This window comes from Citrobacter sp. Ce119 (genome assembly GCF_030334525.1).
GTDB lineage: Bacteria > Pseudomonadota > Gammaproteobacteria > Enterobacterales > Enterobacteriaceae > Citrobacter > Citrobacter europaeus.
Genome location: NZ_JAOWDR010000057.1, coordinates 177,074 through 190,823 on the forward strand (window position 1 = coordinate 177,074; position 13,750 = coordinate 190,823).

A 13,750-nucleotide genomic window follows, 5' to 3' on the forward strand; every position below is an offset into this window, starting at 1 on the left:
GTCCAAACGGGCTGCGACAATATACGCCTACTGAAATAGGCTCTAAGGTCCGGGATTGATATGCAATACATCAAGATCCATGCGCTGGATAACGTCGTGGTAGCGCTCGCTGATTTGGCTGAAGGAACCGAAGTCACCGTTGATGGGCAGGCGGTAACCCTGCGTCAGGCGGTCTCTCGTGGCCATAAATTCGCTTTGCGCGATATTGCGAAAGGCGAAAACGTCATTAAATACGGTTTGCCAATTGGCCATACGCTGGTGGACGTTGCGGCGGGTGAGCATATTCATGCCCACAACACGCGCACGAATCTGAGCGACCTGGACACGTATAGCTACCACCCTGATTTTCAGGCGGAAGTTGCCCAACCGGCGGATCGCGATGTACAGATTTATCGCCGCGCGAACGGTGATGTCGGGGTACGTAACGAACTGTGGATCCTACCGACGGTAGGCTGCGTCAACGCCATGGCGCGTCAGATGCAGAACCGTTTTCTGAAAGAGACCAACGATGCCGAAGGTATTGACGGCGTGCATCTCTTCAGCCACACCTACGGCTGTTCGCAACTGGGCGACGACCACATTAACACCCGCACGATGCTGCAAAACATGGTGCGTCACCCGAATGCGGGTGCGGTGCTGGTGGTGGGCCTTGGTTGTGAAAACAACCAGGTTGATGCCTTCCGTGAAACCTTAGGTGGGTACGATCCTGAGCGCGTTCACTTCATGGTCTGCCAACATCAGGAAGACGAAGTGGAAGCGGGGATTGAACATCTTCATCAGTTGTACAACGTGATGCGTAACGACAAGCGTGAGCCAGGTAAACTGGGCGAGCTGAAGTTTGGTCTGGAATGCGGCGGCTCTGACGGCCTGTCCGGTATTACCGCCAACCCGATGCTGGGCCGTTTTTCGGACTACGTGATTGCCAACGGCGGTACCACCGTGCTGACCGAAGTGCCGGAAATGTTCGGCGCCGAGCAGTTGCTGATGGACCACTGCCGTGACGAAGAAACGTTTGGCAAGCTGGTTACCATGGTCAATGACTTCAAGCAGTACTTCATTGCCCACGACCAACCGATTTACGAGAATCCATCCCCGGGCAACAAAGCGGGCGGTATCACCACGCTGGAAGACAAATCTCTGGGCTGCACGCAAAAAGCGGGATCCAGCCAGGTGGTGGACGTACTGCGCTATGGCGAACGCCTGAAGACGCACGGCCTGAACCTGCTGAGCGCGCCGGGCAACGATGCTGTCGCGACCAGTGCCCTCGCGGGCGCGGGATGTCATATGGTGCTGTTCAGTACCGGTCGCGGTACGCCGTACGGCGGTTTTGTGCCGACGGTGAAAATTGCCACCAACAGCGAACTGGCAGCGAAGAAAAAGCACTGGATCGATTTTGACGCCGGACAGCTGATCCACGGCAAAGCGATGCCGCAGTTACTGGAAGAATTTGTCGATACCATCGTCGATTTCGCTAACGGCAAGCAAACCTGCAACGAGCGGAATGATTTTAGAGAGTTAGCGATATTTAAAAGCGGCGTAACACTTTAATTGTAAAGACGTAGGCCTGATAAGCGCAGCGCCATCAGGCACAAACCGTTGCCGGATGGTGGCGAACTCGCCTTATCCGGCCTACGAGATAGAATTGGGGTTGCTTGCATGACCGCGTATTGGCTGGCCCAGGGCGTAGGTGTCATCGCCTTTCTGATCGGCATTACCACCTTTTTCAATCGCGATGAGCGCCGGTTCCGGCTGCAACTCGCCGTCTATAGCGCCACCATTGGCGTGCATTTTTTCCTGATGGGCGCCTGGCCTGCAGGAATGAGTGCCGAGCTTAACACCATCCGCACACTCGTCTCGATGCATACCCGCAAACTGTGGGTAATGACCGTTTTTATTATCCTCACCCTGGTTCTCGGGCTGGCGAAATTACAGCATGCGATGGAACTGTTGCCGATAATCGGCACGCTGGCCAGCACCTGGGCGCTGTTTCGCTGCCAGGGGTTAACCGTGCGCTGCGTAATGTGGTGCGCAACCGCCTGCTGGGTTATCCATAATTTTTGGTTAGGGTCGATTGGCGGGACGATGATCGAAGGTAGCTTTCTGGTGATGAACGGCCTGAACATTATTCGCTTCCGGCGGATGCAAAAACGCGGCATTGATCCATTCAAAATAGAAAAAAGCGTACAAGAAGAGAACCCCTCCGCCCGATGACGGAGGGGAGCGGAGATTAGCCGCGCAGGGCGTTATTTGCCAGACGCTCGTCTTCAGCCTGGCAGGCCGCAGCGGTAAACAGGACGTCTGTCGAAGAGTTCAGCGCCGTTTCACAGGAATCCTGCAATACGCCGATGATAAAGCCAACGGCAACAACCTGCATGGCGATGTCGTTCGGGATACCGAACATATTACACGCCAGTGGGATCAGAAGCAGAGAACCCCCCGCCACGCCCGATGCGCCGCAGGCGCACAGCGAAGCCACCACGCTCAGTAACAGCGCCGTCGGTAAATCGACCGGAATACCCAGCGTATTCACCGCCGCCAGCGTCAGCACGGTAATGGTGATCGCCGCGCCTGCCATATTGATGGTGGCGCCCAACGGGATAGAGACCGAATAGGTATCACGATCCAGATTCAGCTTCTCACACAGCGCCATATTCACCGGAATATTTGCCGCGGAACTGCGGGTAAAGAAAGCGTACACGCCGCTTTCGCGCAGACAAGCCAGCACCAGCGGATACGGGTTACGGCGAATTTTCCAGAATACCAGCAGCGGGTTGATTACCAACGCCACCAGCAGCATACAACCTACCAGCACGGCCAGCAGTTGAGCGTAGCCCCAAAGCGTGGCAAAACCGGTGGTTGCCAGCGTGGAGGAAACCAGGCCGAAGATCCCGATCGGCGCGAAACGAATCACCAGCCTTACCATAAAGGTGACGGCGTTGGACATATCATTAACCAGGTTTTTGGTCGTTTCATTGCCGTGGCGCAGCGCAAAGCCCAAACCGACGGCCCATACCAGAATACCGATATAGTTGGCGTTAAGCAGGGCATCAATTGGGTTAGAAACCATGCTCATCAGCAGGCTGCGCATCACTTCGACGATACCAGACGGCGGCACAATATCACCGGCGCTACTGGAAAGATGCAGTGTGGATGGGAAGGCGAAACTGAAGACAACGGCTGCTAACGCTGCGGAAAATGTTCCGAGCAGATAGAGGAACAGGATTGGGCGGATATTAGTTTTTTGCCCGTGCTGGTGGTTGGCGATAGAAGCCATCACCAGCATCAAAACCAGAATTGGCGCGACAGCTTTTAATGCGCCGACGAACAGCGTACCCAGCAAACCAACGGCTTCTGCCGCAGGTTTTGACACCAGTGCCAGTAAAATCCCCAGTACCAAACCGATCAAAATTTGTTTAACCAGGCTCCCTTGCGCCAAACGCGAGAGTAGCCCCGATGAACGTTGCGTAGTCATGTAGTGATCCTTTCATTGTGTTGTTGCCTTACCTTTGTGCGTTCTGTAGACGCATCTTTCAGGATGGGCAAATGTTTGCATGGCTGAGTATAAGGAAAGTACGGGGTTCGGGAAGATAAATATCCTGGATTCCGCGTTGAGATCATATTTTATAACTTTGGATTAACATTATTTTGACATGATAAACAAAAAGCCCGACGCACGCAGTGTGCTGTCGGGCTTTTCAGCTAGCAGATGAAACTTACTGAATTTGCTGCTTTTTATCGTGCTGGTGGTTGACCCACGCATTCACAATCAGCGTCACAAACAGAATGCCAAATACTACGCCTAACGAGATAGCGATCGGGATATGGTAGAAATCGACGATCAGCATCTTAATACCGATAAATACCAGAATGACCGACAAACCGTACTTCAGCATGGAGAAACGCTCCGCCACGCCTGCCAGCAGGAAGTACATCGCGCGCAGACCCAAAATAGCAAACAGGTTCGAGGTCAACACGATGAACGGGTCGGTGGTGACGGCAAAGATAGCCGGGATACTGTCGACGGCAAAAATAACGTCGCTCAGTTCAACCAGAATCAACACCAGCATCAGCGGCGTGACAAACAGCAGGCCGTTTTTACGCACAAAGAATTTTTCATCTTCGATGGTATCGGTCATGCGTAAATGGCCGCGCAGCCAGCGTACTAACGGTCTGTCGCCAATACCGGAGGCATCTTCTTTCGCCAGCGCCATCTTCACGCCGGTAAACAACAGGAATGCGCCGAACACGTACAACAACCACTCAAACTGGGTGATAAGCCAACTGCCGGCGAAGATCATGATCGTACGCAGAACAATCGCGCCCAACACGCCATACACCAGCACCCGACGCTGCAACGCAGGCGGTACGGAGAAGTAGCTGAACAGCATTAACCAGACAAAGACGTTATCTACCGCCAGCGATTTTTCGATCAAATAGCCGGTAAGGAACGCCAGCGCCTGCGGGTCGGCAACGGCGCGGCCCTGGGTTTGGGCCAGGTACCACCAGAAGGCGGCGTTAAACAGTAACGACAGCGTTACCCAGACGATTGACCAGGCCGCAGCCTGCTTCATCGACATCGTATGCGCGCCACGACGACCCTGTAACAGCAGGTCGATGGCCAGCATAATAACCACCACGACAGCGAAGCCACCCCATAACAACGGTGTGCCGACAGTATTCATTGTATTTCCCCATGCATAAAAAAAACGGCCAACGCCGAATGGCATTAGCCGCTGCTTTTTATGCATAGACCTTGCCATTCGGCAAGGTCTCACTTACAACAACAAAGGAATACGATGGCGTATTCCTTTGTTATCGCCCGGCGACCGGATGTGGTTTTTCACACATCGTAATGACGATCAACCGACAACGAAGTTACTCCCCTTTGCGGGTTACAAAATATTACAGGCCATGCATTCAGTCAATGGCCTGCAACATTCGTTTTACACACCTTTACGCAGTCAGCGATGCTACCGCTTCGTCTGCCGGAAAAATCACGCCGGTCTGGCGGCGAATCTCCGTTTGCAGTTTGGCGGTGATACGACTGACGGTCAGTGCCGGGTGATCCACTTCGCCGGATTCAACCAAATGAGCAAAAGCCTCTGCCTCATACAGCATAGTATTGATGTGTTGAGGCGTCGTCAGATCCTGCGTTTTCCCCCCGCGAGGAACGAAACACACTTTCTGACACTCGGAGATATGCTCGATGACCAACGATCCCGACTCGCCCTGAATTTCACTGGCTAATACCGAGTCGCTTACTTTTGAGTGCTGGAGCGTAACGCTGAAATCACCGTAATTCAGCACCACCACGCCGTGAGCGTCCACGCCGCTTTCCAGCAGGCTGGCGCTGGCCTGAACGCTCTGCGGCTCGCCCCACAGCGCAACCGCCGAGGCCAGGCAGTAAAAACCGATATCCATAATCGAGCCATTGGAGAATGCCAGATTAAACGTGTTCGGATTTTCACCGTCCAGATAGCGCTGGTAACGCGAGGAGTACTGGCAGTAATTGATAAACGCTTTCCTGATTCTTCCAACTTTGGGGAGCGATTGCTGCAACAGCAGGAAGTTAGGCAGGCTGGCGGTCTTAAACGCTTCAAACAGTACAACCTGATTTTCGCGCGCGCAGGCGATAGCGGCTTCGGCTTGCGTCAGGTTTGAGGCCAGCGGCTTTTCGCAAATAACATGTTTTTTATGCCGCAAAAACAGCTCGGTCTGCGGGAAGTGCAGGGAGTTTGGGCTGGCGATGTAGACAGCGTCGATTGCCTCGCTTTGCGCCATCGCTTCCAGCGAAGTAAACAGATGTTCGACGGGGTAATCGTTGGCGAAGGTCTGCGCCTGCTCAAGGCTACGGGAATAAACTGCGGTTAACTTATATTTGCCGGTTTCATGGGCGGCATCGACAAACTGGCGAGTGATCCAGTTTGTGCCAATTACTGCAAAACGTATCATAAAGGCCTTCAGGCTGCGAAAAGGGATTCTTTCGTCAATTTAGCATGCCCTGAAGACAAAGCCAGTGCGCGACTACGCAGTTTGCTTTAACGATTGTTGCGTTAACCACAGGCGGGTATCGAACTCCAGTTGATGGTACTGAGGTTCCATATGACAGCACAGCTGGTAAAACGCTTTGTCGTGCTCTTTTTCTTTCAGATGCGCCAGTTCATGAACGACGATCATACGCAAAAAGGGTTCCGGGGCATTGCGAAAGACGGTGGCGACGCGGATCTCCGCTTTGGCTTTGAGCTTACCGCCCTGCACGCGAGAAACGGCGGTATGCAGCCCCAACGCATTCTTCAGAACGTGGATCTTGCTGTCATACATGACTTTATTCAGCGGCGGGGCATTGCGCAGAAACTGATTTTTCAGATCCTGCGTATATTGCCAGAGCGCTTTGTCGGTGGCGAAATCGTGGGTGCCCGGATAGCGTTTTTCCAGCACTGCGCCCAGGCGCTGTTCAGCTATCAGCGTTCTCACCTGAGAAAGCAAATGTTCCGGATAGCCCTGGAGGTAAGTTAGTTGGTTCATTCATGTCCCATCCACTTCATCCTTCAAGCTGCCTCTGTGTTGGCTGCGTTCGCGCACCCCAGTCACGTACTAAATGTACGCTCCCGGGGATTCACTCACTTGCCGCCTTGATGCAACTTGAATGATTTTGTGTATTCAAAATGTTGTATACTCACGCACCCTTTTCAGGGATACGCCGAAATTTTACCATTCAGGAGGGCCGATGAGCCACACAGACAACGGTTTCCGTTCACTGACACTTAAACGTTTCCCGGAAACGGACGACGTTAACCCGCTGCTGGCGTGGGAAGCGGCGGATGAATATCTGCTGCAACAGCTGGACGATACCGAGATTAGCGGCCCGGTGCTGATCCTGAATGATACCTTCGGCGCGCTGGGCTGTGCGCTGGCGGAACATACGCCGTACAGCATTGGCGACTCCTATCTCAGCGAGCTTGCCACACGCGAGAACCTGCGCCACAACGATATTGCCGAGTCGAGCGTCAAATTCCTCGACAGCACCGCGGAGTATCCGCAGGCGCCGGGCGTGGTGCTGATAAAGCTGCCAAAAACCATGGCGCTGCTGGAGCAGCAACTGCGCGCGCTGCGCGAAGTGGTAACGCCGCAAACGCGCATTATCGCCGGGGCAAAAGCGCGTGATGTGCATACCTCGACGCTGGAACTGTTTGAAAAAGTGCTGGGTCCAACCACCACGACGCTGGCGTGGAAAAAAGCGCGTCTAATCAACTGTACGTTCAGCAAACCTGAGCTGGCCGCTGCCTCGCAAACGCTGAGCTGGAAGCTGGAAGGTACCGACTGGACTATCCATAACCACGCTAACGTCTTCTCCCGTACCGGGCTGGATATCGGCGCGCGCTTTTTTATCGAGCATCTGCCGGAAAACCTCGAGGGGGAGATTGTGGATCTCGGCTGCGGTAACGGCGTTATCGGTATGACGCTGCTGGCGAAGAACCCGGAAGCCAGCGTGGTATTTGTTGATGAATCGCCGATGGCGGTGGCTTCAAGCCGTTTGAACGTGGAAAGTAACATGCCTGAAGCGCTGGATCGCTGCGAGTTTATGATCAACAACGCGCTGTCTGGCGTCGAACCGTTCCGCTTTAACGCCGTGCTGTGCAACCCTCCGTTCCATCAAAAGCACGCGCTGACGGATAACATTGCCTGGGAGATGTTCCACCACGCCCGCCGCTGCCTGAAAATCAACGGTGAGCTGTACATTGTGGCTAACCGTCACCTCGACTACTTCCACAAGCTGAAGAAGATTTTCGGCAACTGCGTAACCATTGCCACCAATAATAAATTTGTGGTGCTGAAGGCGGTTAAAACCGGTCGTCGTCGCTAACAGGGATGCCGGATGGCGGCTAACGCCTTATCCGGCCTACGAATTACATCCTGTTAAATTTCCAGCGCCAGTCGGGTGCCTTGCGCAATAGCACGTCGGGCATCCAGTTCCATCGCCACATCGCAGCCGCCGATCAGATGCACCGTTTTACCTGCCGCATGGAGCGGATCGACCAGCTCACGGCGCGGCTCTTGTCCGGCGCAAATCACCACGTTATCCACGTTAAAGATCACCGGTTCACCGTTCAGCACGACGTGTAACCCATCATCATCAATCTTCTGATAACTGACTGCAGGGATCATTTTTACGCCGCGTGAGAGCAGGGTGGTGCGATGGATCCACCCCGTCGTTTTACCTAAACCTTGTCCCGGTTTGCTGGCTTTGCGCTGCAGCATCACTATCTGGCGCGGGCTGCGGGATAAGTGCGGACCTTCCGGGCGTAAACCGCCAGGCTGTTGCAGGCTGGTGTCGATCCCCCATTCCACGCAGAACTCCGCAATGTTCTGGCTGGTGGGATCGCCGGGCTGGCTCAGATACATGGCAGTATCGAAACCGATCCCGCCGCATCCAACGATTGCCACGCGTTTGCCCACTGGCGTTTTATCGCGCAGGACGTCGAGATAGCTCAGCACTTTAGGATGTTCGATTCCCTCGATCGGCGGCATGCGCGGCTCGATCCCGCTGGCAAGGATCACTTCGTCGAAGGTGTGCAGATCGCGTGCGCTGACAAAGTGATTCAGCTTTAGCGTCACGCCAGTCACGTCGATCATCCGGCGGTAGTAGCGCAGGGTTTCATAGAATTCTTCTTTGCCGGGGATCTGTTTGGCGATATTAAACTGCCCGCCAATCTCGCCATGCGCGTCAAACAGCGTGACGTGATGTCCGCGTGCAGCAGCATTAATAGCGAAGGCGAGGCCGGCAGGGCCTGCGCCGACAACCGCCAGATTTTTCTGCACAGTTGCCGCAACGATCGGCATTTTGGTTTCATGGCAGGCTCGCGGATTCACCAGACAAGAGGTGACTTTGCCGACGAAGATCTGATCGAGACAGGCCTGGTTACAGCCGATACAGGTGTTGATCTCATCTGCTCGTCCGGTCTGCGCTTTTGACAGCAGTTCGGCATCGGCGAGGAACGGACGGGCCATCGACACCATATCGGCGTCGCCACGGGCCAGAATGTCATCGGCGACCTGGGGGTCGTTAATGCGGTTGGTGGTGACCAGTGGGATCGTCACATGCCCTTTCAGCTTACGCGTCACCCAACTAAACGCGCCGCGCGGTACCGGGGTAGCGATAGTGGGAATACGCGCCTCATGCCAGCCAATACCGGTGTTAATAATGGTGGCCCCGGCGGCTTCTATAGCCTGCGCCAACTGGACGGTTTCGTCGAAGGTTCCACCGTTTTCCACCAGATCGAGCATCGACAGGCGGAAGATAATAATAAAGTCATTCCCGGCACGCTGGCGTACCGCTCGCACCACCTCAACGGCAAAACGCATGCGGTTGGCATACTCACCGCCCCATTGGTCATCGCGCTGGTTGGTACGCAGAGTCAGGAATTCGTTGATGAGATACCCTTCCGAACCCATCACTTCTACGCCATCGTAGCCCGCTTCCCGTGCCAGCTGTGCGCAGTGGGCAAAATCTTCAATCAACTGCAGCACTTCGTCGTGCGTCAGTTCATGCGGCGTAAAGCGGTTGATTGGCGCCTGAATGGCAGAAGGCGCCACCAGATGCGGCTGGTAGCTGTAACGCCCGGTATGCAGAATTTGCAGGGCGATTTTGCCGCCTTCATCATGCACGGCGTCGGTAATGACACGATGGTGTGCAAGCTGGCTGGTGTCGTTGAGCATCGCGCCACCTTCCATCCCTACGCCGGAAAGCGCAGGCGCAATGCCTCCGCTCACAATCAGAGCCACACCGTGACGAGCGCGTTCGGCGTAGAACGCGGCCAGCCGTTGGGCGCCGTCGGGATACTCCTCCAGCCCGGTATGCATTGAACCCATCAGCACGCGGTTTTTAAGCGTGGTGAAGCCTAAATCGAGCGGGGCGAACAGCGACGGATAGCTCATAAAGGTGTCCAGTATGTAAAATTATTGTTATGTGGTCGGATGAGTTAATAATTTAGCCGTCACCGCGTAAAAGGGAAAAGGGGAATGCCGTGATTGTGATGGGATTCAAAAAAGGAGTGGGAGCAGAGAATGAATTTGCCGAATGTCGGTGCAAGCACCTAACCCGGCCGGTGAAAATGTGTCTTTTGGGCCGGATGAGCGAAACGTCATCCGGCAAAATGCTACCGATTACTGTTTTTTAAGAAAATCGTTATACAGCATATAGAGATGCGCCGCGCTCCAGGAGAAGTTCGGTGCGCCCTGTTGTGCGCCGGTCAATGGGTTATAGTTTTCCTGAATCGGACCGTCTGCGGTCAGGCCTTTGGCGTGGCTGAAGAAGGTATCCGCCAGTTTTAACGCTTCATCGCGATAGCCGTAACGCTCCATCCCTTTTAGCCCGAACCAGAACTGATCCACCCAGACGCGCCCGCGCCAGTATATATCCGCGCCGAAAGCCGGGTTGGTCAACGCCGCCGTGCCAAGCGGGACAAAGGTGTTGAACTCTTTGGGGTCGAGCATCACCTTAACCACCGCATCCGCATGGGTCTGCGTCGCCGCACCGTTAAACAGCGGCGACCAGCCTTCCGGCCCTTTGCCGCGTTCGACGATCGGTTTACCTGCACAGCCGTTTGCCAGCGGGGTATCTTCGATCCTGACGTCATAGAAGAATTGGGTGTCAGGGTCGAACATACAGGTATTGATGTAATCCGCGAGATTTTGCGCCAACTGGCGGTAGCGCTGCGCCTCCTGGTGTTTACCTAGCAGGGTCGCCATCTGCGCCAGATAATGGTTGTCGCTGTACATGTAGCTGGCCTGATCCACCGACTCCTGCATTAGCGAGTAACCCAGCAACTTACCGTCTTTACTGCGGTTTTCGGCAAATTTCACCACCCAGTCGCTGCGTTTTCCACCGCTCGCGACATATTTATCCAGTTGATCTTTATCGATAAAACCGAATACTGCCGCATCATCACGACCGGACTCCCACGAGGCGGCAACCTGTGCCGGGATCTCCAGGCTGTCATACTGGCCTTTATCGATCACGGCGGCGTAGTTGTTCAGTCCAAAGAGGGTTTCTTCCTTGTCGCCTTTTTTCACCGTAAACAGCATTTCACCGCTGTCGGTATTGTGGGCTTTATCGCGCGTAGCGCCGTATTCCGGCACGCCGTTGCCGTTGTGATCGCGGTTACGCAGCCACCAGTCGTGATACGCCACCAGTTTTGGATACATCTCTTCGAGCCAGGCCTTGTCTTTGGTGACGTTGTAAACCTCCATCACCGACCAGGCCGCCAGGCTGGGTTTGGTGTTGCGCTCGTTCCAGTTACCGCCGTCGCCGCCGCGTTCCGGGCTGAGATTCCAGGCAATCAGGTCGGGAAGGAATCCGGCATCCTGCGCACGAACCGGATCGCCAGGTTTAACCTGCCATGAAAAGACGGCGCGAATGTTCTCTTTGGCGATATCCGGGTTAAAGTGCGCCATGGCGAAGGCCTGCTTCCAGGTGTCCCACGGCCAGGTTTGGTTGCCGGAGAACCAGCGGCCGGTGACCGAAGGCGTCACGGTATTGTGTTTTACCGCCCCGCCTGGCGAGCGCCAGTTGCCGTTCAGCGTTTCAATAGCTTTAACCGCGACCCGGGTTTGTTCCGTTGTGGCATCCGGGTTGGTTAAGCCTTTTTGCAGATAATCTGCCCAGCGCTTTTGCGATGCCGCAAGATACCAGGCCGGGCGAGCCAGAATATCGCGGATCTGCGGCTGCTCTTTCGCCACATCCTCGGCGGTAAGCAGATGAGAATAGGTGGTGTAGAAAGTGGTTGAACCTTTGATATGGGCCTTCCCCATGAAGCGATGACCGTTAACCATCGTTTTCATGGCGACAGATTTATGCACCTGATACTCCGACTCACCGGAGGTGAGCAGATCCCAGGTTGAGCGCACTTTGCCGAAGGTGACTTTCAGGCCATCGTGTGTGGCGGTGATTTTGCGCTGATAGCCAGGGAATTCGCCATCAATGGTTTTATCTGACAGCGCTTTTCCCTCTTTGGCTTCCAGCTTCGATAGCAGGTCGCCGTCCCACACCAGATCCAGCGGCGTGTCGCTGGTGATTTTGGTTTCCAGCAGCGAGGTGCGGGGACTGGCAAAACGCAGCGTCATCTCTATTTGCACATGCTTAGATGACAGCTTTTGCACCAGCGCGCCCGGAATGCTGTAGGCCTCAGGTGCGAAATCGACCTTTTTACCGTGCTGGTACACCGTCAGACGGTCAAAATTATTGGCCATAAAATTGATGTATTCTTCGGTCAGCAATGCCACGCCCGGAAAGCCGCCCATCGTGGCGGGACCGTCCGGCAGCAAATGACCGTGCCAGGCGCCAAGATCGAAAAAGGGATTAAAGCGCTGGTGGTCGTCGTGATCGTAGTCATGCATGTAGCCCGGCGCACCGGTGCGATTAATGATGTTTTTAAAGTCGTCAGCAGTGGCGGCATGCGCGGAGACGTTCATCAGCAGGATGCAGGCCAGCGGCGTAAGAAGAGGTTTCATGTTCATGGTGTTCCGGTCCTTGTTACCAATAGAAATATTGCATCAGGAAGATTTGGTCGCTCGGGTCGCCAGATGCATTCTGCATATAGAACCGGCTGTCGAAGGCGGTAGCGAAACGTCCGCCGCCGTATTCATACCAGATACCGAACTGCATAAAGGAAGTGGTTTCGTCCTCATAGCTATCCGGTCGGTGTTTGGCGTAACTATAAGCGGTGGAGAGGTAAACGCCTTTTAGTGCTTCATACATCGCGCTGACCATAAAGCCGGTCTCGGTGCCGGGCACATCCAGCCCGTCGGCGCGGCCCGTGTGGTGCCAGGCGCGGGCGGCGAAGTTGGGCGAGAGGATACCGGTCAGGAACAACTGTCCGGTACCATCCGTTATCTCCAGGCCGTTCATCCAGGTTACGCCTTCGATCAGATCGTACTGGATGTAGCCGTTCATCATGGCCGGATAGGTATATTTATCGTCGTAGCGATCGTATTTACCAAAGTGCAGCCAGGCTTTGCTCTCGTCGTGGTGTCCGGCGGGCGTCGCGGTCACGCTGTAGCGCAAAGGACCGGTCAGGTTTTGCACTTTAATGGCGGTCATGATGTCGCGGGTATTAGGAATGACGTAGCCCAGGTCTGGAGTGAAATCCCCCCACCATTGCAGGTCATCCAGCGAAGAGTCCTGGCGCAGGCTGAGCATCAGCTCCGTGCCATCATCGGTGCGGTAACCACCGTAAAAGCGGTTGATCCCGCCTTCGAATCCGCCCCAGCTATGGTCAGGAACCCAGGCATTGCCCTGATGGTCCGCTTGTACGGTCCAGCCCTCGCCGTAGATCAGACCAAACCACGAGCCGTGTTTTATCTCCAGGCCACCTTCTATATAGGTACCATCGCTGTACTTATGTTTATCTTTTCCTTCTAAATCCATATATCCACCCATGCCCAATTCGCCATAAAAACGAAATGACGGGGAAGATATTTCGGGCGTTTTCGTGTCGTCGTGTTCTGCAGGGCGAACTTCTTCTGCACCCAGAGAGGAGATGCAGAAAAAGGGCAGGGCAAGAATTGCCCTGCAACAGAGGCTAATGTTTTTCATGCTTCGATCCTAAGCCAAATAAAAGATAATTTTTATTGTTATATACCCGTCATACTTCAAGCTGCATGTGCGTTAGCTACGTTCGTTCACCCCAGTCACATAGTTATCTATGCTCCTGGGAATTCACTCACTTGCCGCCTTCATGCAACTCGAATT

General features: G+C 54.5%; 10 protein-coding genes. 3 read left to right on the forward strand and 7 right to left on the reverse strand.

Annotated features, from left to right (window positions below):
- Positions 1 to 60 precede the first annotated feature (60 nt).
- Positions 61 to 1,548, forward strand: a complete 1,488-nt coding sequence (locus OGV80_RS16520) for a UxaA family hydrolase (protein ID WP_047408444.1) — start codon at positions 61 to 63, stop codon at positions 1,546 to 1,548.
- 108 nt (positions 1,549 to 1,656) lie between these two features.
- A complete protein-coding gene (locus OGV80_RS16525; RefSeq protein WP_043017735.1) occupies positions 1,657 to 2,211 on the forward strand; it encodes a YgjV family protein in 555 nt (184 codons plus the stop codon).
- A gap of 16 nt (positions 2,212 to 2,227) precedes the next feature.
- Here OGV80_RS16525 and sstT read toward each other — a convergent pair whose 3' ends face one another.
- From sstT to OGV80_RS16545, 4 genes are all read right to left on the reverse strand, one after another.
- Positions 2,228 to 3,472: a serine/threonine transporter SstT gene (sstT, locus tag OGV80_RS16530; RefSeq protein WP_080626064.1), complete on the reverse strand. Its 1,245-nt coding sequence runs from the start codon at positions 3,470 to 3,472 to the stop codon at positions 2,228 to 2,230.
- 241 nt (positions 3,473 to 3,713) lie between these two features.
- Positions 3,714 to 4,682, reverse strand: a complete 969-nt coding sequence (locus OGV80_RS16535; protein ID WP_043018010.1) for a TerC family protein — start codon at positions 4,680 to 4,682, stop codon at positions 3,714 to 3,716.
- Positions 4,683 to 4,953: 271 nt separating this feature from the next.
- The gene (locus tag OGV80_RS16540; RefSeq protein ID WP_087052414.1) at positions 4,954 to 5,952 is read right to left on the reverse strand and encodes a Gfo/Idh/MocA family protein; all 999 of its coding nucleotides are present in this window, start codon (positions 5,950 to 5,952) and stop codon (positions 4,954 to 4,956) included.
- Between the two features lie 72 nt (positions 5,953 to 6,024).
- Entirely contained in the window at positions 6,025 to 6,525 is a 501-nt protein-coding gene (locus OGV80_RS16545; protein ID WP_016154609.1) for a M48 metallopeptidase family protein, read from the reverse strand.
- Positions 6,526 to 6,727: 202 nt separating this feature from the next.
- On the opposite strand from OGV80_RS16545, the gene rlmG reads away from it, so the two are divergent.
- Complete coding sequence (gene rlmG / locus OGV80_RS16550; protein ID WP_043017732.1) at positions 6,728 to 7,864, forward strand: 23S rRNA (guanine(1835)-N(2))-methyltransferase RlmG; 1,137 nt, start codon at positions 6,728 to 6,730, stop codon at positions 7,862 to 7,864.
- 53 nt (positions 7,865 to 7,917) lie between these two features.
- Here the strand turns inward: rlmG and OGV80_RS16555 are convergent, their stop codons facing one another.
- The 3 genes from OGV80_RS16555 to ygjJ all read right to left on the reverse strand — a co-directional run bounded on the left by OGV80_RS16555 (position 7,918) and on the right by ygjJ (position 13,594).
- Entirely contained in the window at positions 7,918 to 9,936 is a 2,019-nt protein-coding gene (locus tag OGV80_RS16555) for an oxidoreductase (RefSeq protein ID WP_043017731.1), read from the reverse strand.
- A 228-nt stretch (positions 9,937 to 10,164) separates the two neighbouring features.
- Positions 10,165 to 12,516, reverse strand: coding sequence for an alpha-glucosidase (ygjK, locus tag OGV80_RS16560; protein WP_087052415.1), 2,352 nt, complete (start codon positions 12,514 to 12,516; stop codon positions 10,165 to 10,167).
- Between the two features lie 16 nt (positions 12,517 to 12,532).
- Positions 12,533 to 13,594, reverse strand: a complete 1,062-nt coding sequence (gene ygjJ / locus OGV80_RS16565; RefSeq protein ID WP_087052416.1) for a protein YgjJ — start codon at positions 13,592 to 13,594, stop codon at positions 12,533 to 12,535.
- Between the last annotated feature and the right edge of the window lie 156 nt (positions 13,595 to 13,750).

Excerpts from the sequence above, each read along its gene's own strand:
- OGV80_RS16520 (WP_047408444.1), top strand. The coding sequence starts at position 61 with ATGCAATACATCAAGATCCATGCGCTGGATAACGTCGTGGTAGCGCTC.
- OGV80_RS16525 (WP_043017735.1), top strand. The coding sequence starts at position 1,657 with ATGACCGCGTATTGGCTGGCCCAGGGCGTAGGTGTCATCGCCTTTCTG.
- sstT (WP_080626064.1), bottom strand. The coding sequence starts at position 3,472 with ATGACTACGCAACGTTCATCGGGGCTACTCTCGCGTTTGGCGCAAGGG.
- OGV80_RS16535 (WP_043018010.1), bottom strand. The coding sequence starts at position 4,682 with ATGAATACTGTCGGCACACCGTTGTTATGGGGTGGCTTCGCTGTCGTG.
- OGV80_RS16540 (WP_087052414.1), bottom strand. The coding sequence starts at position 5,952 with ATGATACGTTTTGCAGTAATTGGCACAAACTGGATCACTCGCCAGTTT.
- OGV80_RS16545 (WP_016154609.1), bottom strand. The coding sequence starts at position 6,525 with ATGAACCAACTAACTTACCTCCAGGGCTATCCGGAACATTTGCTTTCT.
- rlmG (WP_043017732.1), top strand. The coding sequence starts at position 6,728 with ATGAGCCACACAGACAACGGTTTCCGTTCACTGACACTTAAACGTTTC.
- OGV80_RS16555 (WP_043017731.1), bottom strand. The coding sequence starts at position 9,936 with ATGAGCTATCCGTCGCTGTTCGCCCCGCTCGATTTAGGCTTCACCACG.
- ygjK (WP_087052415.1), bottom strand. The coding sequence starts at position 12,516 with ATGAACATGAAACCTCTTCTTACGCCGCTGGCCTGCATCCTGCTGATG.
- ygjJ (WP_087052416.1), bottom strand. The coding sequence starts at position 13,594 with ATGAAAAACATTAGCCTCTGTTGCAGGGCAATTCTTGCCCTGCCCTTT.